General features: G+C 69.5%; 18 protein-coding genes. 8 read left to right on the top strand and 10 right to left on the bottom strand.

The genetic code is table 11. The annotated features are described in order from the left end of the window. Positions 1-107: 107 nt before the first annotated feature. The 4 genes from K8638_RS00160 to K8638_RS00175 all read right to left on the bottom strand — a co-directional run bounded on the left by K8638_RS00160 (position 108) and on the right by K8638_RS00175 (position 3889). Positions 108-806, bottom strand: a complete 699-nt coding sequence (locus K8638_RS00160) for a hypothetical protein (RefSeq protein ID WP_223752314.1) — start codon at positions 804-806, stop codon at positions 108-110. A gap of 395 nt (positions 807-1201) precedes the next feature. Continuing rightward, positions 1202-1372, bottom strand: a complete 171-nt coding sequence (locus tag K8638_RS00165; protein WP_223752315.1) for a hypothetical protein — start codon at positions 1370-1372, stop codon at positions 1202-1204. A gap of 122 nt (positions 1373-1494) precedes the next feature. Next, the gene (locus tag K8638_RS00170; protein ID WP_223752316.1) at positions 1495-2880 is read right to left on the bottom strand and encodes an LETM1 domain-containing protein; all 1386 of its coding nucleotides are present in this window, start codon (positions 2878-2880) and stop codon (positions 1495-1497) included. A 169-nt stretch (positions 2881-3049) separates the two neighbouring features. Then, on the bottom strand, positions 3050-3889 hold the full coding sequence (locus K8638_RS00175; protein ID WP_223752317.1) for a metal-dependent hydrolase: 840 nt from the start codon (positions 3887-3889) through the stop codon (positions 3050-3052). 269 nt (positions 3890-4158) lie between these two features. Between K8638_RS00175 and K8638_RS00180 the strand changes: the two genes are divergently transcribed. Genes K8638_RS00180 through K8638_RS00190 form a run of 3 tightly spaced genes read left to right on the top strand, consistent with a single transcriptional unit; the run spans position 4159 to position 8548 of the window. Further along, a complete protein-coding gene (locus tag K8638_RS00180) occupies positions 4159-6012 on the top strand; it encodes an HSP90 family protein (protein WP_223752318.1) in 1854 nt (617 codons plus the stop codon). Next, the gene (locus K8638_RS00185) at positions 6012-7127 is read left to right on the top strand and encodes a hypothetical protein (protein ID WP_223752319.1); all 1116 of its coding nucleotides are present in this window, start codon (positions 6012-6014) and stop codon (positions 7125-7127) included. Before K8638_RS00180 ends, K8638_RS00185 begins: the two co-directional genes overlap by 1 nt. 26 nt (positions 7128-7153) lie before the next feature. Next, positions 7154-8548: a hypothetical protein gene (locus tag K8638_RS00190; protein ID WP_223752320.1), complete on the top strand. Its 1395-nt coding sequence runs from the start codon at positions 7154-7156 to the stop codon at positions 8546-8548. 10 nt (positions 8549-8558) lie between these two features. Here the strand turns inward: K8638_RS00190 and K8638_RS00195 are convergent, their stop codons facing one another. The 5 genes from K8638_RS00195 to K8638_RS00215 all read right to left on the bottom strand — a co-directional run bounded on the left by K8638_RS00195 (position 8559) and on the right by K8638_RS00215 (position 16197). Further along, positions 8559-10964: a Tex family protein gene (locus tag K8638_RS00195; RefSeq protein WP_223752321.1), complete on the bottom strand. Its 2406-nt coding sequence runs from the start codon at positions 10962-10964 to the stop codon at positions 8559-8561. Positions 10965-11090: 126 nt separating this feature from the next. Beyond that, positions 11091-11624, bottom strand: coding sequence for a GNAT family N-acetyltransferase (locus K8638_RS00200; RefSeq protein WP_223752322.1), 534 nt, complete (start codon positions 11622-11624; stop codon positions 11091-11093). Positions 11625-11743: 119 nt separating this feature from the next. Next, positions 11744-13942: an alkaline phosphatase gene (locus K8638_RS00205; protein WP_223752323.1), complete on the bottom strand. Its 2199-nt coding sequence runs from the start codon at positions 13940-13942 to the stop codon at positions 11744-11746. 253 nt (positions 13943-14195) lie between these two features. Next, complete coding sequence (gene recA / locus K8638_RS00210; protein WP_223752324.1) at positions 14196-15281, bottom strand: recombinase RecA; 1086 nt, start codon at positions 15279-15281, stop codon at positions 14196-14198. A 112-nt stretch (positions 15282-15393) separates the two neighbouring features. After that, positions 15394-16197, bottom strand: coding sequence for a hypothetical protein (locus K8638_RS00215; protein ID WP_223752325.1), 804 nt, complete (start codon positions 16195-16197; stop codon positions 15394-15396). Positions 16198-16256: 59 nt separating this feature from the next. On the opposite strand from K8638_RS00215, the gene K8638_RS00220 reads away from it, so the two are divergent. The 5 genes from K8638_RS00220 to K8638_RS00240 all read left to right on the top strand — a co-directional run bounded on the left by K8638_RS00220 (position 16257) and on the right by K8638_RS00240 (position 19151). Next, positions 16257-16868: an RNA polymerase sigma factor gene (locus tag K8638_RS00220; protein ID WP_370643902.1), complete on the top strand. Its 612-nt coding sequence runs from the start codon at positions 16257-16259 to the stop codon at positions 16866-16868. Further along, complete coding sequence (locus tag K8638_RS00225) at positions 16865-17341, top strand: anti-sigma factor (RefSeq protein ID WP_223752327.1); 477 nt, start codon at positions 16865-16867, stop codon at positions 17339-17341. The genes K8638_RS00220 and K8638_RS00225 overlap by 4 nt, the downstream gene beginning before the upstream one ends. Further along, a complete protein-coding gene (locus tag K8638_RS00230; protein ID WP_223752328.1) occupies positions 17338-17832 on the top strand; it encodes a DUF3106 domain-containing protein in 495 nt (164 codons plus the stop codon). Before K8638_RS00225 ends, K8638_RS00230 begins: the two co-directional genes overlap by 4 nt. Further along, the gene (locus K8638_RS00235; protein ID WP_223752329.1) at positions 17829-18080 is read left to right on the top strand and encodes a hypothetical protein; all 252 of its coding nucleotides are present in this window, start codon (positions 17829-17831) and stop codon (positions 18078-18080) included. The genes K8638_RS00230 and K8638_RS00235 overlap by 4 nt, the downstream gene beginning before the upstream one ends. Positions 18081-18215: 135 nt before the next feature. Further along, a complete protein-coding gene (locus K8638_RS00240; protein WP_223752330.1) occupies positions 18216-19151 on the top strand; it encodes a serine/threonine-protein kinase in 936 nt (311 codons plus the stop codon). Between the two features lie 75 nt (positions 19152-19226). Here the strand turns inward: K8638_RS00240 and glmS are convergent, their stop codons facing one another. Next, positions 19227-21062 (bottom strand): glutamine--fructose-6-phosphate transaminase (isomerizing), encoded by a 1836-nt coding sequence (glmS, locus tag K8638_RS00245; RefSeq protein WP_223752331.1) that lies wholly within the window; start codon positions 21060-21062, stop codon positions 19227-19229. Between the last annotated feature and the right edge of the window lie 25 nt (positions 21063-21087).

A 21087-nucleotide genomic window follows, 5' to 3' on the forward strand; every position in this document is an offset into this window, starting at 1 on the left:
GATGACGGACGCTCCGCCGGAGGGGCCGGTCCGGCGGGGCCCGAAGCGAGCAGCCTGGGCGGCGGGAGCTTCGGCCCCGCGGCCCCAGCCTGGCGTGTCACGCCGTATCATCGGGCGGTGGAGTCACCCGTCCATTCGAGGACCCCGGGCCCGGCGGCGGCCCGGAAGCAGTCGGAGAACCAGGCCGCCGCCATGCGAGCGGCCGCCGCGAGGGGCCCGTCTTCGGGGAAGCCCCGCGTCGCCCCCTCGACGAGCTGGAGGGCCTTGCGAGGCTTCAGCGCATCGAGGACGCGGCGGTTGAGCGCGACACGGTCGGCGTCCTCCGCCGCGGCGAGGAGTAGCGTGGGGGCTCGCACTTCGCCGAGGAACTCGCCGGCCATGTCGGGCCGCCCGCCCAGGGTGACGACGGCCTGGACACCACAAGGCTGATGCGCGGCGGCCACGAGCACGGCGGCGGCTCCCAGACCGGAGCCGAGATAGCCCAGGGGTAGCAGCGACAGGGACTCATCGCGCTGGAGCCAGTCGCGGGCCACCTCCAGCCGGTGGGCGACGAGCTCCACGTTGGAGCCCTCGCGCAGCGTCCACTCCTGGGCCAGTTCCTCTTCCGCCGTGCGCAGCCCCAGCTTCAACGTGGCCAGCCCCGCGGCATGGAAGACCCGGGTGACCTGCCCGCTCCGGCGCACATCCTGTCCCGCGCCGTCCGTGGCGAGCACCACGAGGCCCGCGGCCCGCTCGGGCACCGTGAGTTGCCCCCCCAGCAACCGTCCGGCGACACCGATTTCCACGTCACGGTCGTGTACGCGCATCGACACTCCTCCCGACGCGGGCACCGCGTGTGCCCGGGCCCTGTCCCGTAAAGCTGGTGTTCACGGGCGCTTCCGGCCGGGCCGTCTCCCCGGGTGCAAGGGGAGCGTGCGGCCGTGCGCCACGGCGGGCTCCTGCTTCAGATTCTCCGAGGTGCCAACGCCCGGAGGTGCGGGCCGACATGCGAGCGAAGGCCGGGGCGGCGGAATCCAGACGTGAGGACAGGTGCTCGGGCCCGCCGCCGTGCTCATTGGCTTGGATAGGGCCCTCTCCAGGTGAACCGCACATGCTCTCCCGGGAGTGGCTGGCGGAGCGGCGCCACACGGCGCGTATCCAGTACGCCACATGCGGCGTCAGGGCTGCTCCAGGGGCACGGGGTTCGCGGGCGGAGAGGAGCTCAGCGCTCCGAGGGAGAACACGCCATCGGAATGCGGAGCCCCCTCGCCCAGGTGGATGACGCGCGCGGGAAGGCGGCGGCGGGCGTACTCAGTTCCATCGGGCCGCGGGTGCCCGCGCGGTTCCACACGCTGCCGCCCGCGTGCTGGATGAGCAGGGACGTCGTCGGCATACCGGCCTGCTGGAGAATGTCGCCCAGCGCGCCCAGCGCATTCTTGCGCGTGTGGTAGCTGCCGGAGCGCCCTGAGCCGCCACGGTACGCGCGCCCTCACGGGCACGCTCCGAGACCCCGCCTCACCCCACCTCGCGCTCCGGGACGAACTCCTCAAGGTCGTTCTCCGCCTCGGCGGCCTCTTCATCCTGGAACGAGCTGGGCAGCAGACTGAACGGCAGCACCTTGGCCAGCGCCGCCAGCAGGAGGATGCCTCCGGGGGCCGCGAAGATGGCGAGCGCCGGAATCGCCTTCGCCACGTCGATGAGCTGCGCCTTCATGCGCTTGCGCTCCTCGCCCTCGAGCTTCTGGCCCCGCGCCACCTTCGACAGCAGCACCGCCAAATCCCCAGTCTCGCGGACCTCCTGCATGAGCCGCTGGAAGTTCTTCTCCAGCGTCTCCTGCATCCCCGCCACCATGTCCTCGCCCATGGCGCTCGCCGCGGCCGACACGGTGAAGACATCCACGATGGAGCGGTGCCGCGCGTAGAACTCGGCCATCTCCAGCTCCAGCCGGGCCAGCTCCTCGCCAGGCACATGGAGCGCGTCCGCCAGCTCGCCGATGAACACCCGCTCGCGGCGCGTGCGCCGGCCGTCCACCAGGGCCGCCAGCAGCGTCTGCTCCAGCAGGAAGTGCCGCATGTCCACGCTGCGCACCTGCCGCACCACGTCCCGCACGGAGCGCCGCCGCTCGAAGGACTGCTTCACCGCCGCCTTCAGCTCCGCCTCCATGGCGTCCGGCAGCCGCAAGTCCTCCACCTGCTTCAGGATGGCCCGGCGCGCGGGCGGCCCCGGCAGCCGGTCCACGCAGGCCAGCCCCGTCAGCACGTCCACCAGCAGCGCCTTCTGCTTCGCCGCGAAGTCCAGCCGCCGCTGCGCCTGCTCGCGCTGGAACCGCCCGCTGGCGAAGTAGTCGATGGCCTGCCGGCAGAAGAGCTGCGCGTCCGCGTACTGCGCGCCGTTGTGCAGCACCAGCCCGTACACCGGGTCGCCCGCCAGCGTCGGCTCCCGCTTGCGCAGCGCGGCCTCCACCTTCCCCACCAGCCGCTTCGGAATCTCGCCGCCCGCCGCCAACCGTGTCCCCAGCGCATCCGCCAGGTCCAGCTCCCCGGCGAGCACCGCGAACAGCAGCAGGAGCTGCTCCCGGCGGGGCCCTTCCGGCGCCCCCACCAGGCGCGCCAGGTCCAGCGCGAGCCGCGCCAACGTCTTCACCACCGCGCGGAAGAGCTGCTCCTCCAGCGCCCGCGTCTCCAGCTCCGTGGGAGGCGCCGTATCCGCCGAGGTGGGCACGTCCGCCGGGGTGCCGTACAGCAGCCCGCTGGCGCGCAGCGTGCGGCGCAGGTACGCGCGCGCCCGGGCGCGGCCGGACGCCAGCGTCCCGGCGGACGGCTCCGGCGAGGGCGAGCCCGCGGAGGCAATCGCCTCGTCCAGGAGGGGGACGAGCCATCCCGCCTTGCTGAAGTCCAACACCGGAACACCCCCGGACCCGCCGCCGGCACGCCCGGAGCAGTGAGCCCGGATGTAACCCAGCCGCCCTCCGGTTTCCACCCGGCCTGGGACGGGGCCCGCGCCCCCGGGCCGGCGGCCCCCAACCGGTGCTTCCCCCCGGCTCGGGAGCCCGCCGACCTGGGGAAAAGGACTACAGGGCGGTGGCCTTCCCAGCCTCCAGGTCCATCACCTTCGCCGGGCCGCGCAGCTTCTTCAGCTCACCCCGCAGTGCGTCGGGGTTGCCCTGGAGCAGCGGGAAGGTGCCGTAGTGCATGGGGACCACGGTCTGCACCTTCAGCACCCGCGCGGCCTGAGCAGCCTCCGCCGGCCCCATGGTGAAGTGCCCGCCAATGGGCAGCATGGCCACCGTGGGCTTGAACTGGGTGGCGATGAGCGCCATGGACTCGAAGGCCGCGGTGTCGCCCGCGTGGTACAGGGTGGGGCCGTTGTCGATGGCCACCACGTACCCCAGCGGGGCGCCCGCGTACTGGGCCGGGGCCTTGGGGTCCGCGGCGTAGCTGCTGGAATGCACCGCCTCCACCAGGTGGATGGTGGCGTCCTTCACCTTGAAGGTGCCGCCCGTGTTGGCGCCCACGGCCTGGGCCTCCGGCAGCCCCAGCAGGTTGATGAGCTCGAAGGAGCCGAACACCTTCGCGCCCGTCTTCTGGGCCAGGGCCTTGGCCTCACCCACATGGTCGAAGTGGCCATGGGTGAGGAGGATGGCGTCCAGCGCCTCCGGCTGGGCGACGCCCTGGGGAGCCTTCGGGTTGGTGAGCCACGGGTCGATGGCAATCACCGCCCCGCCCGGGGTGCGCACCACGAAGGCCGCGTGCCCCCACCACGTCACCTCCGTCTTCCCCTTCGCCGCCGCCGGGGCCTTCGCGCCCGCCGCGGCCTTCCCCGGGGCCGCCGCCGAGTTGCCCTGCGCCCCCGCCGTCCCGGCGATGGCCACCAGCGCGCCCACCACCACTGCCACGAGCTTCGTCCGCATACGTGTCGCTCCTGTGCTCGATATCGACTGCCGCCGTGGTGCCCGAGGGCACCCCACGGCCGGGCCGCCGCTTGTCATTCCCCGGGCGGCCATTCAAGGGCCTGGAGCACCTGCCTGCTCCGCGCCGGACAGATGCCCCGGCTGGCGGAGCGCCTCAAGCTCGATTCGACCGTCGATACGACGGGCATCCGGGCGGCCGGAGGGACTCCCGGGCGGGCCCAGGTTCCTTCCCCGCCAGGGGCGGGCGCTGGGCTAACGTCCCCACCGCCGTGGACCACCGATTCCAAGTCAGCCTCCGCGGGGTCATCGACCTCCTGTCGCACCACCTGTACAGCTCGCCGGGGGTGTACGTGCGCGAGCTGCTCCAGAACGCCACGGACGCCATCCGCGCGCGCCAGCTCCTGGAGCCCGGGCACGCGGGCACCGTGCGGCTGGAGCTGATGGAGAAGCAGGATGGCAGCCCGCCCACCCTCCTCTTCAGCGACGACGGCGTGGGGCTGACGGAGGAGGAAATCCACCGCTTCCTGGCCACCATCGGCGAGTCCTCCAAGCGCGAGGCCCTGGCCGCCCGCCGCAACGACTTCATCGGCCAGTTCGGCATCGGCCTCCTGTCCTGCTTCATGGTGTGCGACGAACTGCTGGTGGTGACACGCTCGGCGCGCGGGGACGGACGGACGCTGGAGTGGCGCGGCCGGCACGACGGCACCTACGCCGTGCGCGAGTCCGAGCATCCGCTCGAGCGGCCGGGTACCCAGGTGTTCCTGGTGGCCCGCCCGGACATGACGGAGTGGTTCTCCGCCGAGCGCCTGCGGAGCCTGGCCCGGCACTACGGCGGCCTGCTCCCCTTCCCCATCCAGCTCACCGCGGGCGGCCGCACCGAGCGCCTCAACCCGGACGGCCCGCCCTGGCGCCGCGACTACGAGAGCGCCTCCGAGCGGCGCAAGGCGCTGCTGGCGTACGGGCGCGACGTGTTCGGCACGGACTTCATCGACTGCATCCCCCTGCGCTCGACGGCGGGGGACGTGGACGGGGTGGCCTTCGTGCTGCCGGCGTCGCCGCACTTCAACGCGCGGCAGAAGCACCGGGTGTACCTCAAGCACATGCTGCTGTCGGAGAGCGCGGAGAATCTGTTGCCGGAGTGGGCCTTCTTCGTGAAGTGCGTGGTGAACGCCAACGCGCTGCGCCCCACCGCCAGCCGCGAGTCCTTCTACGAGGACGAGCCCCTGGCCCTGGCCCGCGAGGCGCTGGGGCAGTGCCTGCGCACGTACCTGGTGGAGCTGGCGCACGAGGACCCGCGCGCCTTGCAGCGGCTGATTGCCCTGCACGGGCTGAGCGTGAAGGCGCTGGCGCTGGACGACGACGACTTCTACCGGCTCGTCGTCAACTGGCTCCCCTTCGAGACGTCGCTGGGGGTGATGACGCTGGCGGACTACCGGCGCGCGCACCCGGTGGTGCGCTACACGCCCACGCTGGACGGCTTCCGGCAGGTGGCGCGGGTGGCGGGGGCGCAGGGGCTGTGCATCATCAACGCGGCGTACACGCACGACGCGGCGCTCCTGGAGAAGCTGCCGCACGTGGTGCCGGACGCGCAGGTGGAGCGCTTCTCCGCGGCGGACCTGCCGCAGAGCTTCGAGGAGCTGACGCTGGACGAGCGCGAGGCCGTCTTCCCGCTCGTGCGCATGGCGGAGCGGGTGCTGGCGCCGTTCCGCTGCGGGGTGGTGGTGAAGAAGTTCTTCCCCGCGGAGGTGCCCACGCTCTACGGCTCGGACGCGGAGGGCGCCTTCCGGCGCGACGCGGAGCGGGCGCGGGACGAGTCCGACGACCTCTACGCCGGGGTGCTGGAGGGGGTCATGGCGTCGGCGGGCGGAGAGCCGGCGCAGCTCTGCTTCAACCTGCACAACCCGGTGGTGCGCCGGCTGGCGGCGGTGACGGACCGGGAGCTGCTGAAGCTGTCGGTGGAGATGCTCTACGTGCAGGCGCTGCTGCTGGGCCACCATCCGCTGAACGCGCAGGAGATGGCGCTCTTGAATCAGGGCCTGCTGGGCCTCATCTCCGCGCAGCTCGGTGAAGGCGGCGGCGATGAGGGTGGCAACGGCGGCCCGGGCCCGAGGGGGTTCCACTGATGTCCGGCGACTGGCGCGAACAGGCGCAGGGGCTCTGGGAGCAGGCGGACGGGCTGGAGCCGGGCGAGGGCAAGGTGCGGCTGCTGGAGGAGGCGGTGCGGCTGGCGGACGCGCACTCGGACACGGGAATGGGCTACATGCTGCGCGACGCGCTCATCGACGCGGCGACGTTCGGCGGCTTCCCGGACAAGGCGCTGGTGGCCTTCGCGTGGTGCCGGGGGCAGCAGAAGAAGGACCCGAAGCGCTTCGACCCGGAGGGGATGCTCTGGAAGCAGAAGTGGGTGGTGGGCCGCATCAAGGAGTTCCCGCACATCACCCGCAAGCAGATCGCCGACGCGCTGGACGACATGGAGCAGTGCTTCGCGACGGCGGATGCGGGGAAGCGCTCGGTGCTGAAGCTGCGCTACTTCGCGGCGCGGGAGATGGGGGACACGGCCGAGGCGGAGCGCCTGTGGGCCGCGTGGCTCGCCGCTCCGAGGGACCACCTCACGGACTGCCGGGCCTGCGAGCTGGATGACGAGCTGGACCACCACGTCGACAAGGGCGAGTGGGAGCTGGCGCTGCGCAAGGCGCGGCCGATTCTGGAGGGCCGGCAGGGCTGCGCGGAGATTCCGCACCTCACCTACGGCACGCTGCTGTATCCGCTCTTCAAGCTGGGCGACCTGGAGCGGGCCAGGGAGCTCCACCGGCGCGGCTACCCGATGGTGGCGAAGAACCGCGAGTTCCTGGCCACGGTGGGCGAGCACCTGGAGTTCCTCGCGTTGACGGACAACCTGTCGCGCGGGCTGACGCTGCTGGAGAAGCACCTGGGCTGGGCGCTGGACCACCCGAGCCACCGGGACAGGTTCACCTTCTACGCGGCCGCCGCGTTCCTACTGGAGCGGATGCTGGCGGAGGGAAGCCGGGACGTGGTCAGCCTGCGGCTGCCGAAGAGCTTCCCCGGCCACCGCGCGGACAGCGGCTACGAGGTGAAGGCGCTGCACGCGTGGGTGCACGGGCAGGCGCGGGACATCGCGGCCCGGTTCGACACGCGCAACGGCACGGACCGCTTCTCGCGGCTGCTGGCGCGAGGACAAATCCTCTCCAAAGAAATCCGCCCTTTCCAGATAGACTAACCCCCCCCCATCCAGCCCCAACCATAATGACCACACCACTGTCAGCCCCTCCGCCCTCACCACAAAGCCCCGACTACGCAACCGTCGCAATCAGATTCCTTGACAGCCTCAACAGTCTTCGAAAGTGCGCCACAAGCTACCTTCCGCTAATCGCCAAAATCGAAGGCAAACGGCTCGCACACATCGCCAAGGAGTCGGACGAAATTGCCGAATTAATCAAAACAGAATCACAAGAGAAAACACAAGAAGGAATCCGAAAGTTCAAGCAAATAGAGACCGACATACGAGAATTACAGGCAACAAGCCCCCTTCAAATTCTCGTAAGAAGTCTGTTTTTGGCGGTATTCAGCTACTTTGACGCATTCACGGGCGACCTGCTCAACGCACTGTACCATCAAAAACCAGAACTGCTGGACTCCATAGACAAGTCCATCACCCTCAGGGAAATACTGCGTTCCAGGAGCATCAACGACATAAAAGAACAGGCAATCTCACGAGATATCGAACAGATCCGACGAGACAGCTATTCAGAACAATTCAAGACACTCGAATCTCGATTCGGGATAAAGACGCTCCGCGAATTCAAGAACTGGTCAAAATTCATTGAATGCTCCCAGCGCAGAAACCTCTTCACCCATTGCGATGGAATCACATCAGACCAATACATTCAGGTATGCAAGCGAGAGGGCTATAGCTTCTCAACTGAACCTCCAATAGGCGAACGCCTTGAACTTCGCCGAGACTATTTCATGGACGCAATTGACATCGTCTATGAAGTCGGACTCAAGCTTGGTCAAACGCTATGGAGACAAGCGCTCCCGAATCAACTGGAGGCACTTGACACCTTCCTCATCGCGCAGGCCTACTCCCTGCTTCAACAAGAGCGCTGGAAACTCGCCGAAGTCATTGGCGATTTTGGACTATCTCAGAAGAAGCACTCATCCGACGCGAACCGCAGGATTCTCCGCATCAACTACGCCCAGGCAATCAAATGGAGCGGAGATAACACACGGGCCAAGGATATTATCAACAGAGAGGACTGGTCGTCTTGCGCCGACGACTTCCAACTGTGCGCTGCGGTCCTGAATGACGATATCAAGAAAGCCGTCGCGCTCATGAGGAAAATTGGGAAATCCGGCGCATATGTAAACCAACTAAACTACAGCGAATGGCCAATTTTTCGCGAGCTTAGACACACAGAGGAATTCAAGGAGGCATACAGGTCGATTTACAATGAGGCACTTGAGACCACCATTCAGCGAACAGCCAGCACCGAACTCCTAAAAATGGAGAGCAGCGCACCACAACTCTCCACGACAATTTCGCGCGATCAAAACCAGAGCGGAGATGCCGCAACGCATTCTCTATCGAGCGCCATAGCTCAAACTGAACATGAGATTCCGAAGCCGAGTCTCGAATGATAAGACACGGTTAGGGCTTCCTTAAATTGCGGAACGGGTTGTTGAACGGCTCGGCGCTCTTCTTTTCGCTGAAGCCGGAGCCCCCTGGCCCCGCAGTGGGCTTGCCTCCTGGACTCGAAGCGCCAGCGCCCGAAGAAGGCCTGCCTCCTAAGCCACCGGAGGGCCGAGCGCCCTGCCGGGGCCCGCCGCCGCTCCGCTCCGTCATCCGCCCCGGCCCCGACGCTCCGCCCACGGCGGGCCGGCTCGAACCCGGCTGCGGCGCCCCACCCTCCTGCACGGCGCGCACGGAGAGCGCCAGGCGCTTCCGGGCCAGGTCCACGGTGAGCACGCGCACCGTCAGCCTGTCACCGACCTTCACCACCTCGGACGGGTCCTTCACGAACTTCGTGGAGAGCTGCGACACATGCACCAGGCCGTCCTGGTGCACGCCCACATCCACGAAGGCGCCGAACGCGGTGACGTTGGTCACCACGCCCTGGAGCACCATGCCCTCCTTCACGTCCTCCAGCGTGCGCAGGTCCTCGCGCAGCTGCGGCGCCGTGAAGTCACCACGCGGGTCTCTGCTGGGCTTCTCCAGCTCGGCGAGGATGTCCTTCAGCGTCATCTCTCCCAGGTCCGGGCCCAGGTAGCGCTTCGCATCAATCTTCCGCACCAGCGCCGCGTTGCCCACCAGCGCGCCCACCTCCACGCCCAGGTCCTTCGCCATGCGCTCCACCACCGGGTAGCGCTCCGGGTGCACCGCGCTCGCGTCCAGCGGCTCCGGTCCGCGCACGCGCAGGAAGCCCGCCGCCTGCTCGAACGTCTTGGGCCCCAGGCCGCTCACCTTCAGCAGCTCGCGCCGCGTGGTGAAGCGCCCCTTCGACGCCCGGTGCGCCACCAGCTTCTTCGCCAGCGACGGGCCCACGCCCGACACGTGCTCCAGGAGCTGCGGCGACGCGGTATTCACGTCCACGCCCACCGCGTTGACGCACGAGTCCACCACCTCGCCCAGCTTCTTCTTCAGGAGCCCCTGGTCCACGTCGTGCTGGTACTGCCCCACGCCGATGCTCTTCGGGTCGAGCTTCACCAGCTCCGCCAGCGGGTCCTGCAGGCGCCGGCCGATGGACACCGCGCCGCGCAGGCTCACGTCCAGGTCCGGGAACTCGTCGCGCGCCACCTCGGACGCCGAGTACACCGACGCGCCCTGCTCGCTCACCGACACCACCGGGAGCTGCGAGCCCATGGCCTTCAGCGTGTCACGCACGAAGCCTTCCGCCTCGCGGCTGCCGGTACCGTTGCCCACGGCGATGAGCTCCGGCTTGTGCTTCTTCACCACCGCTTCCAGCAGCTTCGCCGCCTTCGCGCGCTCGTCCGCGCTGCGCTCCGTGTAGAGCGTCAGCGTCTCCACCACCTTGCCGGTGACGTCCATCATCGCCAGCTTGATGCCCGTGCGCAGGCCCGGGTCCAGCGCCAGCACCGCCCGCGCTCCCGCCGGCGGCGCGAGCAGCAGGTGGCGCAGATTCTCTCCGAACACGCCGATGGCCTGCTTGTCCGCGCGCTCCTTCAGCTCGGCGCGCAGCTCCGACTCCAGCGACGGCCCCATCAGCCGCTCCCACCCGTCCTCCACGGCGGCGCGCAGCTCCTGCGCGAAGAGGGACTGCGGCTTCGTCACCACCCGCGACGCGAGCAGCGCCTTCACCTCGTCGTCCGGCATGCCGAGCTTCACCTTCAGCACGCCCTCCTCCTCGCCACGCAAGAGCGCCAGCACGCGGTGGGACGGGGCCTGGGACAGCGGCTCCTCGTGGCCGTAGTAGTTCTCGAACTTGGTGGGCTCGCCCTTCTTCGAGGCCACCACGTCCGAGCGCACCGTGCCCCGCCTCGTGCAGACCTCGCGGGCCTCGCGGCGCAGGCCGGCGTCCTCGGCCATGCGCTCGGCGCAGATGTCGCGCGCACCCGCGAGCGCCGCCTCCAGGTCCGGAACCTCCTTCTCCGGATTGACGAACGGCCGCACCTTGCCGTCCCGGTCCTCGCCGCGCTTGCCCTCCTGCTTCCACAGCAGGTCCGCCAACGGCTCCAGCCCTCGCTCGCGGGCAATGGCGGCACGCGTGCGGCGCTTGGGCTTGTACGGGAGGTAGAGGTCCTCCAGCTCGGTGCGCGTCTTCGCGGCCTTGAGCGCCTTCTCCAGCGCCGGGGTCAGCTTCCCCTGCTCTTCAATGGAGCGGAGGATGGTGTCGCGGCGGGAGTCCAGCTCGGCGCGCTCCTCCGCCCGGTCGAGGATGGCTTGAATCTGGACCTCGTCCAGTCCTCCCGTCGCTTCCTTGCGGTAGCGCGCGATGAAGGGAACGGTGGCGCCTTCGGCGTTCAGCGCGAGGGTCCTGTCCACCTGCTCGGGCTTGAGGCCCAGCTCCTGGGAAATCTCAGCGGCGTAGGCGTGCATGGCCCCGCTTCTATAACCCGGCCCCCACGCGCCTCCCAGCGTCCTGCCGCCCCAGGCGGCCGGTGGCGGTGGCCCCACGACACCGCTTCTGCTCGGAGAAGAACAGCGCTTCGCCAGCGGTGCGTCTCACCCGCGCCGCCGGGCCTCCCACTCCGGCCGGAGCAGTCCCCAGAGCTGCTGGTCCCTGCGCTGGCCCAGGAACATGCAGTGACCGCGCATCGTGCCCTCCTGCGTGAAGCCCAGCTTGCGCGCCACCGACTGCGAGGCGAGGTTCTCCGCCAGCGTCGTCAGCCACAGCCGCTGGAGGAAGGGCAGCGTGAAGAGCTGCTCCAGCATCATCCCCACCGCGCGCGTGCCCAGCCCCCGGCCGTGGTACGCGTCGGACAGCATGTAGCCGAGCTGCGCCCGGCCGTGCGTCCGCGAGATGTCCCTCGCGGACACCGTGCCGATGAGCCGCCCGTCGTACTCCACGAACCACCGGAAGCCCTTCGCGCGCGTGTCGCCCCACGTGCCCGCCTCCGCGATGCGCTTCAGCAACTGCTCGCGCGAGTCGTCCTCCGTGTCCACGAAGCGCCGCGCGCCGGGCTCGGAGCGCAGCACCATCCAGAAGTCCACGTGCTCCGGACGGGCGGGCACGAGTCGAACGTCGGAAGAACCCATGCCCGGCACTCTACTCCCCGGGAAACGGCGGGCCCCCTGAAACGGCCGAGGGCCGCGGCCGGAAGCACGAGGCTCCCGGCGCGGCCCTCTTCCCCACCACGAGGGCGGGATGCTGTCGCTCAGATGGCGGTGATTTCGTCGTTCTTGATGCGGAACTGCTTCGTCGCGAACTTCCCGCTCAGCTCCTCATCGGTGCGCAGCGAGTAGTCCTTGGTGATTTCCGAGCTGGGGATGAGGTGGAACGTGGCGAGCGCCTCGTCCGCCTTCACCTCCATCATCACGAAGCCGTGGGCGTCGCCGTCCGCGAACCGCATGCCCCGGTGGGCCGCCTTCATCGTGTCCTCCAGCTCCTTGACGATGTAGCGGTACACCGTGCTGCCGGAGCCGTAGCCCGCGCCCAGCAGCGCCAGTCCCGCCAGCTCCTTGATGGAGCCGGAGGAGATGGCCGGCGCCGTCAGCGTGGGCACGCCGCCCTCCACCGACGCGAAGGACGCGTGGATGTCACCGGAGATGAACAGCGCGTTCTGCACGCCGCTCGCCTTGAGGGTGCCCAGCAGCGCCGCCTTCTCCGTGGGGAAGCCGTCCCACTGGTCCACGTTGAAGTAGAACGTCTGGCGCAGCGTGGGGTCCGGGATGTCCGTCTTGCCGCTCAGGTCGAACACCATGGACGTCAGCGACACGGAGGAGACGATGATCTTCCACGTGTTGGTCGCCTGCACCGACTGCAGGAACCACTCGCGCTGCTCGGTGCCCAGCGCGTTCTGCGTGTTCTTCGGGGGATTGGCCAGCCGGCCCAGCTGGTACTTCACGCCCGCGAACAGGTCGAAGGCGGGCTTGACGACGATGTAGCGCGAGCCCTGGATGCCGAACAGCCCGGGCTTGCCCATGTGCACGAAGGCCAGGCCGTGCAGCACGCCCTCGCCCGCCGTGGGGAAGCGCGGGAGGGCCGGAGCGCCGGCCGCCCGGCGGGCCTCGTTGACCGCGTCCAGCACCTGGTTGGCGTAGTACACCGAGATGCCGCCCTTCACCGTCCCGGCGGCCTTGGCGGCGGCCTGCTCCTGGGTGAGGCCCGCCTGCATGGCCTGCTGCACGTACGCGCCCTGCAGGGCCAGCTTGTGGTTGCTGTACACCTCCGCGTCGATGTCCACGTACGCGAACGTGCCGGAGGCGAGCATTCCCTGCACCTGCGCCTGCACGGCCTCGGGCAGCGCGGGCAGCGCCGCGCGCAGCTCCTGCTCGGTCAGCGCCACCGTGCCGGGGTACGCGTCCTCGGGGATGAGGTGGTCCGGGCGATGGGTGCGGAAGTCCGTCACCACCAGCTTCAGGTTCCGGCCGAACTCGAAGTCCCGGTAGATGCGCGTGTCCGGGAAGCGCGGCGCCGCGGTGGGGTCGATGGCGCCCGCGTTCGCGTTGGTGTTGTCCAGCGGGATGTACTCGAAGAAGGCCTGCTCCGCGTTGCGGCGGCGCTCCACCTGCTCCTCGTTCGTCAGGCCGTCCGTGTACGTGGCGGTGGCGCCGTGGCAGTCGTCGGAGAACTCGTGGTCGTCCCACATGACGATGAACGGGTAGCGCTCATGCACCCGCTGGATGACCTTGTCCGTGCGCAGGTTCTTGTAGAGGTCGCGGTAGTTGGACAGCGCGTTGGCCGCATAGAACGCCGCCAGGCCCTTGCCCTGCCGCAGCGCCTTCTCCGGCTCGCTGAAGAACACGGAGCGCTGGCCATTGGAGGACTGGAAGGACGCGTCGCCCGTCGTCTCGTAGATGTAGTCACCGAGGAAGACGATGAAGTCCAGGTCCGGGTTGAGCTGGAGCAGCCGCTGCCACGCGTTGAAGTAGCGGCCGATGTAGTCCTGGCAGCTCGCGAAGGCGAACTTCACCGGAACGTCGTCGCCGGCGGCCGGCGCGGTGCGGGTGCGGCCCGTCGCGGTGGTGAACTTCTGGCCGTCCTTCTCGAAGGTGAAGCGGTAGTAGTACGTGGTGCGGGGCGACAGGTTGGTGACCTTCACCTTGAGGGCGTGGTCGTTCTGCGCCAGCGCGGAGAACTGCTCGTTCAGCACCAGGGTGCCAAAGTCCTCGCTGGTGGACACCTCCAGCCGCAACCGCGCGTCGGCGCTGGCGTTGTCCGGGTCCACCGCGCGAACCCACAGCACCACGCTGTCGGCGCGCGGGTCACCCGAGGCCACCGACTGCGGGAAGTACTTCGCACGGTCATCCGACGGCGGCGCGCCGTTCTCATCATCCGAGCACCCGAACGCGGTGCTCGCCGCGACGGCGACGACGGCCTGAAGGAAACTGCGACGCTTGAATTTGTCGAACAAGGCAGGACTCCGGAAGCGCGGGGTTGGGAAGTAGAGCGCGGAGTCTAAGTCGCTCGTCTACCCGTCAGGAAACATCCCGGCTCGCTTCACGCGACAACGCGGCGTGTCATCCACCAGCGGTGCGTGCACACGGAGCCAGCGCGAGAAAAGAGAGAGGGCCAGCCCCCTTTCGGCGGTCGGCCCTCGCGCTCACGCGGCATGGACGGGAGTGGCCGTGGGCCCGGAGTGCCCACGACCCACTACCCGGCCCGGCTCACTTCACGGCCTTCACGCGGGCGCGCTTCTCGCTGGCACCCTCGGCGGCCTCCTCGGCGGCGGGCGCGGCGGCGACCGGCGCCTTGGTGATGCCGTACTTCTCCAGCACGCGGCCCTCGATGTCCTTGGCCACCTCCGGGTGCTCCTTGAGGTAGTCCTTGGCATTCTCGCGGCCCTGGCCGATGCGCTCTCCGTTGAAGGAGAACCAGCTTCCGCTCTTCTCCACGATGTTCTCGTTGGAGGCCAGGTCGATGAGGTCGCCCTCACGGGAGATGCCCGTGCCGTACATGATGTCGAACTCGACCTCCTTGAACGGGGGGGCCACCTTGTTCTTCACCACCTTCACGCGGGTGCGGCTGCCCACCACCGACTCGCCGTTCTTGATGGCGCCGATGCGGCGGATGTCCAGGCGCTGCGACGCGTAGAACTTCAGCGCGTTACCGCCCGTCGTCGTCTCGGGGTTGCCGAACATCACGCCAATCTTCATGCGAATCTGGTTGATGAAGATGACGCACGTCTGGCTCTTGGCGATGGTGCCCGTCAGCTTGCGGAGGGCCTGGCTCATGAGGCGGGCCTGCACGCCCATGTGCGCGTCGCCCATCTCACCCTCGAGCTCCGCCTTCGGCACGAGCGCGGCGACCGAGTCCACCACCAGCACGTCGATGGCGCCCGAGCGCACCAGCATCTCCGCGATTTCCAGCGCCTGCTCACCGGTGTCCGGCTGGCTCAAGAGCAGGTCATCGGTGCGCACGCCCAGCTTGCGGGCGTAGCCCACGTCGAGCGCGTGCTCCGCGTCCACGTAGCCGCAGATGCCGCCACGCTTCTGCGCCTCGGCGACGATGTGGAGACACAGCGTCGTCTTGCCGGAGGACTCCGGCCCGAAGATTTCGATGATGCGGCCCTTGGGAACGCCACCCACGCCCAGCGCGATATCGAGTGAAATCGAGCCCGTCGAAATGGCCTGGACATCCCGCATCAGCGGCTCGTCCTTGCCGAGCCGCATGATGGACCCCTTGCCGAACTGGCGCTCCACCGCGGACATCGCCAGTTCGATTGCCTTTTCCTTCTCCTGATTCACGGCCATTTCTCGTCGCTCCTTGTATTGGCGGACCACCCCGGTCCACCTGAACGCGCTTTTAGTACGCGATGGGTAGACCCTAGTCCACCCCTCTGACATCCGTACTGCATCCTGCTTCTCAGCTCTCGCGGAGGGCAGCCAGGAAGACGGCCACCAGCCCGGCCACTCCAGCCCACATCCCCGCCGGGGTGTCCACCACGAGGGGAAGCCCCAGGGCGAGGGCGGAGACGAGGGCCAGCAGCGCGAGGCCCAAGCGGTATACGGGGGAGCGCGGCGGAGCAAGCCACAAGGCCATCAGGGCCAGCACCGCCAGACCTACCTGGGTGGTGACCAGGCTGTCGGGCCCGCCCGGCCTCGTCAGCTCCTGGACGATTTGCGCGCCCAGGCCCGCGAGCAGCACCCCGGAGGGGATGAGGGGGCCCCGGAGCCCCGTGCGCGGCAGGCCCCGGCCGGCGGAGCGCAGGTGCTCCAGGTCCTCCGGCCGCACCTCCAGCGCATAGGGGTAGCCCAGGGACAGCAGCGCCTCCACCGCCACCGCGCGGCAGGAGCGGCCCCGGGCATCCACCAGCCCCTCCAGCTTCCCGGTCTCCAGCAGCCGGTGGAAGGTGTCCGCCACGTGGCGGTCCCCGGCCCCCTCCGCCATCTGCTCCAGGAGGGCATTCAGCCGCGACGCCAGCTCCGGGCGCTCCGCCTCCGGCACGCGCCGGGCCTGCTCCGTCAGCACCAGCACCGGCAGCGGCAGGTCCAGCGGAGGGGTGGGCCTGCCCGTCAGCGGGGGCTGGGGCCGCGTCCGGAGGGCCTCGGCCTCCGGAGGGCTCCAGGGGGCCACGTCCGGGAATCGTGTCTCTCCGGCCTCCTCGTCGAGCCTCGGCGTGGGCGGATGTGGGCGGGTGGAGTCCGGCACGGAGGAAACTGTACCCACGGCCCCCTTCGGGGTTCAAAGCGGCGGTGGCCCGCAACTTCCGGCGGGCAACGGGGTTGATGTCGGACGTGGACGTGGATTCGGACGCGCAGGCGATGCTGAAGGTGGCCGCGGGAGACCGGCAGGCGTTTGCCTGGCTGTTCGACCGCTACCACGGGAGCGTGGCGCGCTTCGCGTTCCGCTTCGTGGGGGACCGGGAGCGGGCGGAGGAGCTGACGCAGGACATCTTCGTGAAGCTCTACCGGAACGCGAAGGCCTACAAGCCGACGGCCCGGTTCAAGACCTTCCTCTTCCGGGTGGCCACCAACCACTGCCTCAACGAGGTGAGGCGGGGCGAGTACCGGGTGTCCCACACGTCCTCGGAGACGCCGGAGGGGGAGGAGACAGGAGCGGTGGAGATGGCCGGACCGGACGGAGACATGCCGGACCAGGCGCTGGCGGGACGGGAGCTGGAGCGGGCGGTGGGCGAGGCGCTGCGGAACATGAGCGACCGCGAGCGCGCGGCCTTCACCATGTGCCGCTTCGAGGGCATGGCATACCGGGACATCGCGGAGGCGCTCGAGGCGAGCGAGGCCGCCGTGAAGAGCCTCATCCACCGCGCCACGCTGGCGGTGGCGCGAAGGATTGAAGAGCTGCAGGCGGGCACCGCGCCCGCGAGGAGCAGGGCATGAGCTGTTTTTTCGAAGAGGACCTGACGGCGTACGTGGACGGGGAGCTCCCCCCGGCCCGGCGCGCGCAGGTGGAGGCCCACCTGGGCACCTGCGCCGGCTGCCGCGCCACGCACGCGCTCCTGAGCAACGCGGTGACGCGGCTGACGGAGCTGCCGGCCTTCGAGCCCTCCCCGGCCACCCGCCGCGCGGTGCTGGCGAAGCTGGACGCGCTGCCGGAGCCCTGGTGGGAGCGGCTGAAGCGGCTGCTGCGCCCGTCGGTGCTGGTGCCGTCGGTGGGCCTGGCCGCGGCGGTGGCCGTGGCGCTGCTGGTGGTGAGCCCCGGCCCCGACGCTCCGCCCGAGCTGGCGGACCCGGCGGTGATGGAGCTGGCCGCCAACCTGGAAGTGGCCGAGGACTACGAGCTGCTGGGGCTCGACAGCGCAGAGGATTTGGAGGTCGTCGCGAACCTCCACGAGCTGGAGGTGGCGCAATGAGACGCGTGGGCCTGATGGCGCTGGCGCTGGGGATGACGCTGCTGGTGGGCGTCCCCGCGCGCGCGGAGACCGGACAGCCCCGCACGGCGGCCGAGCGCTTCGAGCGGATGACGCCGGAGCAGAAGGAGGCGCTGCGCGCGAAGCTGCGCGAGTTCAAGGCGCTGCCCAGGGACGAGCAGGAGCGCATCCGCGCCAACCTGGAGCGCTGGCGCCAGCTCCCGCCCGAGGAGCGCGAGCGCGTCCGCGCCAACCTGCGCGAGCTGAAGCGGCTCACCCCCGCCGAGCGCCAGGCGCTGCGCGAGCGGGCCCGCGAGCTGAGGAAGCTGGACCCCGAGCGGCGCGCGGAGATGCGCCAGCGCATGCGGCAGTACCTGCGTGAGAACCCCGACAAGCGCGAGCAGATTCTGGAGAACATGCGCCGCTGGCGGCAGATGACACCCGAGCAGCGCCAGGAGGTGCGCGAGCGCCTGCGCGAGAGGCGGCGCCGGTGAGCCGCGCCCTGCCCCTGCTCCTGCTCGCCTCGGTGACGCTGGCCGCGCTCCCCGCCGCCGCGCAGGAGCCCCCGGCACCACCGCCCTCCTCCGTCCCGGCGGAACCTCCCCCCGCGCGCGAAGTGCCCCGCGCCCAGCCCTCGCTGTCCGAGGAGGACCTCGAGGTGGTGCAGAACCTGGAGCTGCTGGAGAGCCTGGACGCAACCGAGGACCTGGAGCTCCTCATCGAGCTGAGCCAGGAGGAATGAGCCGCCCACCTTCACCGTCCACGCCAACTGGAAACCTGTAACTGAATTGCGCGCGGTGATGGCCGGCGGCCCCGGCGCGCATTCTGGAGGGGCCCGTGGCGTGTGACGCGGGGGCTCGCGCGGTACACTGCGGCCATGCACGTCGCGGTCCCCCGTCCCGTCGAGGTGCCGTCCCGCCGCTTCGGCCGCTACCTGCTGCGCACGCGCCTCGGCTCGGGAGGCATGGCGGAGGTGTTCCTCGCGGACGCGGTGGACCTGCGAGGCCAGCCCTTCAGCGTGGCGCTCAAGCTGATGCGCAAGGACGTGCCCGCGGAGGTCTTCGCCGACGAGGCGGACCTGATGGGCCTGTTGGAGCACCCCAACCTCGTGCAGCTGCTGGAGGTGGGCGAGGCCTTCGGGCGGCCCTTCATCGCCATGGAGCTGCTGGTGGGCGGGGACCTGGGCGGGCTGATGCGCGCGCTATGCGAGCAGCGCCGGCCCTTCCCGCCCGACATGGCCGTGCACGTCTGCCTCGAGGTCCTTCGTGGACTGGCCTACTTCCACCGGGCGCGCACGCGCAGCGGCCGGCCGCTGGGGCTGGTGCACGGCGACGTCAACCCCGCCAACGTCTTCTTCTCCGGCGGCGGCGAGGTGAAGCTCGGCGACTTCGGCGTGGCCCGGGCGCGCAGCGTGGACATCGGCCCGGCGGATGGCGTGGCCGCGGGCAAGCTGCACTACCTCTCCCCGGAGCAGACGCGCGGCGAGCCCCTCACGCCCGCCTCGGACGTGTTCGCCGTGGGCATCGTGCTCCACGAGCTGCTCCTGGGCCGGCACCCCTTCCGGCGCGAGGAGACGGACCCGGACGTGGTGATGACCGCCATCCGCGGCGCGCGGCTCAGCCTGCCGGACACGCTGGACCGGACGCTGGCCGCCATCCTCCGCAGGGCCCTGGCACCGGACGTGGTCAGCCGCTACCACACCGCGGGCGAGCTGGCCGGCGCGCTCCTCACCTGGTCCCTCGACACCGGAAACAGCCCCACGCGGGAGGACGTGCGGCACTGGCTGGCGGACGTGCTGGGCCTCATCGGCTGAGCTGGAACGAAGAAGCCCGGGCCTCCCATGAAAGGGAACCCGGGCTCCAGGCACTCCGCGCGAAGCGGCCGGCGGCTACTCCACCGTCACGCTCTTGGCGAGGTTGCGCGGCTGGTCCACGTCATTCCCGCGCATCTCCGCCACGTGGTAGGCGAGCAGCTGCAGCGGAATCGTGGCCACCACCGGCGCCAGCAGCGCGCTGGCGGCGGGAATCCGGATGACGTGGTCGGCGAGGCCCGCCACGTGCGCGTCGTCCTCGTCGATGACGGCGATGACCTTGCCGCCGCGCGCGCGGACCTCCTCGATGTTGCCGATGATTTTCTCGTAGGCCACGTGCGGCTGCTTCGGGGCAATCACCACCACCGGCATCTTCTCGTCGATGAGGGCGATGGGGCCGTGCTTCATCTCACCGCCCGCGTAGCCCTCCGCGTGGATGTACGAGATTTCCTTCAGCTTGAGCGCGCCCTCCAGCGCCACCGGGTGCATGGGGCCGCGTCCGAGGAAGAGGAAGTCCTGCGCGCTCATGAACTCACGCGCGACCTTCTTCACCTGCGGCTCGCACTTGAGCACGTCCTCAATCATCTTCGGAATCTGCGCCAGGTGCGTCAGGTGCTCCTGCGCCGCCTGCACCGTGAGGGTGCCGCGCATCCGGCCCAGCTTCACCGCCAGCAGGTACAGGGCGACGAGCTGCGTGGTGAACGCCTTGGTGGACGCCACGCCAATCTCCGGGCCCGCGTTGGTGAGCACGGAGAACTCGGCCTCGCGAGTCATCGCGCTGCCGATGACGTTGCAGATGGCCATGGCCGTGGCGCCGCGCGCCTTGGCCTCCTTGAAGGCCGCCAGCGTGTCCGCCGTCTCACCGGACTGGCTGATGGCGATGGCCAGGTGCGTCCCGTCGACGATGGGGTCGCGGTAGCGGAACTCGCTCGCCAGCTCCACCTCCACCGGCAGGCGCGCCAGCGACTCAATCATGTGCTTGCCGGCGATGCCGGAGTGCCACGACGTGCCGCACGCCAGGATGGTGATTTTCGTCAGCGAGCGCACCTTCTCCGGGGTCAGGTTCCAGCCCTCGAAGTGGACGTCGCCCTCGGACAGGAGCATCCGGCCGCGCAGCGTGTCGCCGACGGCGCGAGGCTGCTCCCATATCTCCTTGTGCATGAAGTGCTTGTGGCCGCCCTTCTCCGCCATCATCGGCGTCCAGTCGATGCGGCGGGTGGGCCGGTTCACCCGCTGGCCCTGGCGGTTGAAGATGTCGACCTTCGAGGCGGTGACGACGGCGAGGTCACCCTCCTCCATGTAGACGATGTCGCGGGTGTGCTCGAGCACCGCCGGCACGTCGCTGGCGATGAAGTTCTGCCCCTGGCCCAGCCCCAGCACCATGGGCGAGGCGTTCTTGGTGCAGACGATGCGGTTCGGGTCGTTGGCCGTCACCACCGCCAGCGCGTAGGTGCCCTGCACCTGGTTGATGGCCGCGCGCACCGCGTCCGGCAGCTCCAGGCCGCGCTCCAGCTCGTCCGAGATGAGGTGCGCGAACACCTCCGTGTCCGTCTCCGAGGAGAAGACGTGCCCGCGCGCGCGCAGCTGCTCCTTGAGCTTCAGGTGGTTCTCGATGATGCCGTTGTGGACCACCGCCACGTTCTTGTACGTGTGCGGGTGGGCGTTCTCGTCCGAGGGACGCCCGTGCGTCGCCCAGCGCGTGTGGCCGATGCCGATGGTGCCCTGCGGCTGGTCCGCCACCACCCGGTTCTCCAGGTTGCGCAGCTTGCCCGTGGCACGCACCACGTTGAGCTGGTTGCGGCTCACCACCGCCACGCCCGCCGAGTCGTAGCCCCGGTACTCGAGCTTCTTCAGCCCGGACACCAGGATGGGGGCAGATTCCTTGTCACCGACATAACCAACGATTCCGCACATATTGCGACCTCTCTCTCACGCCCAC

The sequence above is a fragment of the Myxococcus sp. RHSTA-1-4 genome (assembly GCF_020037125.1).
Lineage (GTDB): Bacteria > Myxococcota > Myxococcia > Myxococcales > Myxococcaceae > Myxococcus.

What these genes read in the sequence shown, in the direction of transcription:
- K8638_RS00160 (WP_223752314.1), bottom strand. Translation starts at nt 806, where the DNA reads ATGCGCGTACACGACCGTGACGTGGAAATCGGTGTCGCCGGACGGTTG.
- K8638_RS00165 (WP_223752315.1), bottom strand. Translation starts at nt 1,372, where the DNA reads ATGCCGACGACGTCCCTGCTCATCCAGCACGCGGGCGGCAGCGTGTGG.
- K8638_RS00175 (WP_223752317.1), bottom strand. Translation starts at nt 3,889, where the DNA reads ATGCGGACGAAGCTCGTGGCAGTGGTGGTGGGCGCGCTGGTGGCCATC.
- K8638_RS00185 (WP_223752319.1), top strand. Translation starts at nt 6,012, where the DNA reads ATGTCCGGCGACTGGCGCGAACAGGCGCAGGGGCTCTGGGAGCAGGCG.
- K8638_RS00190 (WP_223752320.1), top strand. Translation starts at nt 7,154, where the DNA reads ATGACCACACCACTGTCAGCCCCTCCGCCCTCACCACAAAGCCCCGAC.
- K8638_RS00195 (WP_223752321.1), bottom strand. Translation starts at nt 10,964, where the DNA reads ATGCACGCCTACGCCGCTGAGATTTCCCAGGAGCTGGGCCTCAAGCCC.
- K8638_RS00200 (WP_223752322.1), bottom strand. Translation starts at nt 11,624, where the DNA reads ATGGGTTCTTCCGACGTTCGACTCGTGCCCGCCCGTCCGGAGCACGTG.
- recA (WP_223752324.1), bottom strand. Translation starts at nt 15,281, where the DNA reads ATGGCCGTGAATCAGGAGAAGGAAAAGGCAATCGAACTGGCGATGTCC.
- K8638_RS00220 (WP_370643902.1), top strand. Translation starts at nt 16,257, where the DNA reads ATGTCGGACGTGGACGTGGATTCGGACGCGCAGGCGATGCTGAAGGTG.
- K8638_RS00225 (WP_223752327.1), top strand. Translation starts at nt 16,865, where the DNA reads ATGAGCTGTTTTTTCGAAGAGGACCTGACGGCGTACGTGGACGGGGAG.
- K8638_RS00230 (WP_223752328.1), top strand. Translation starts at nt 17,338, where the DNA reads ATGAGACGCGTGGGCCTGATGGCGCTGGCGCTGGGGATGACGCTGCTG.
- K8638_RS00240 (WP_223752330.1), top strand. Translation starts at nt 18,216, where the DNA reads ATGCACGTCGCGGTCCCCCGTCCCGTCGAGGTGCCGTCCCGCCGCTTC.
- glmS (WP_223752331.1), bottom strand. Translation starts at nt 21,062, where the DNA reads ATGTGCGGAATCGTTGGTTATGTCGGTGACAAGGAATCTGCCCCCATC.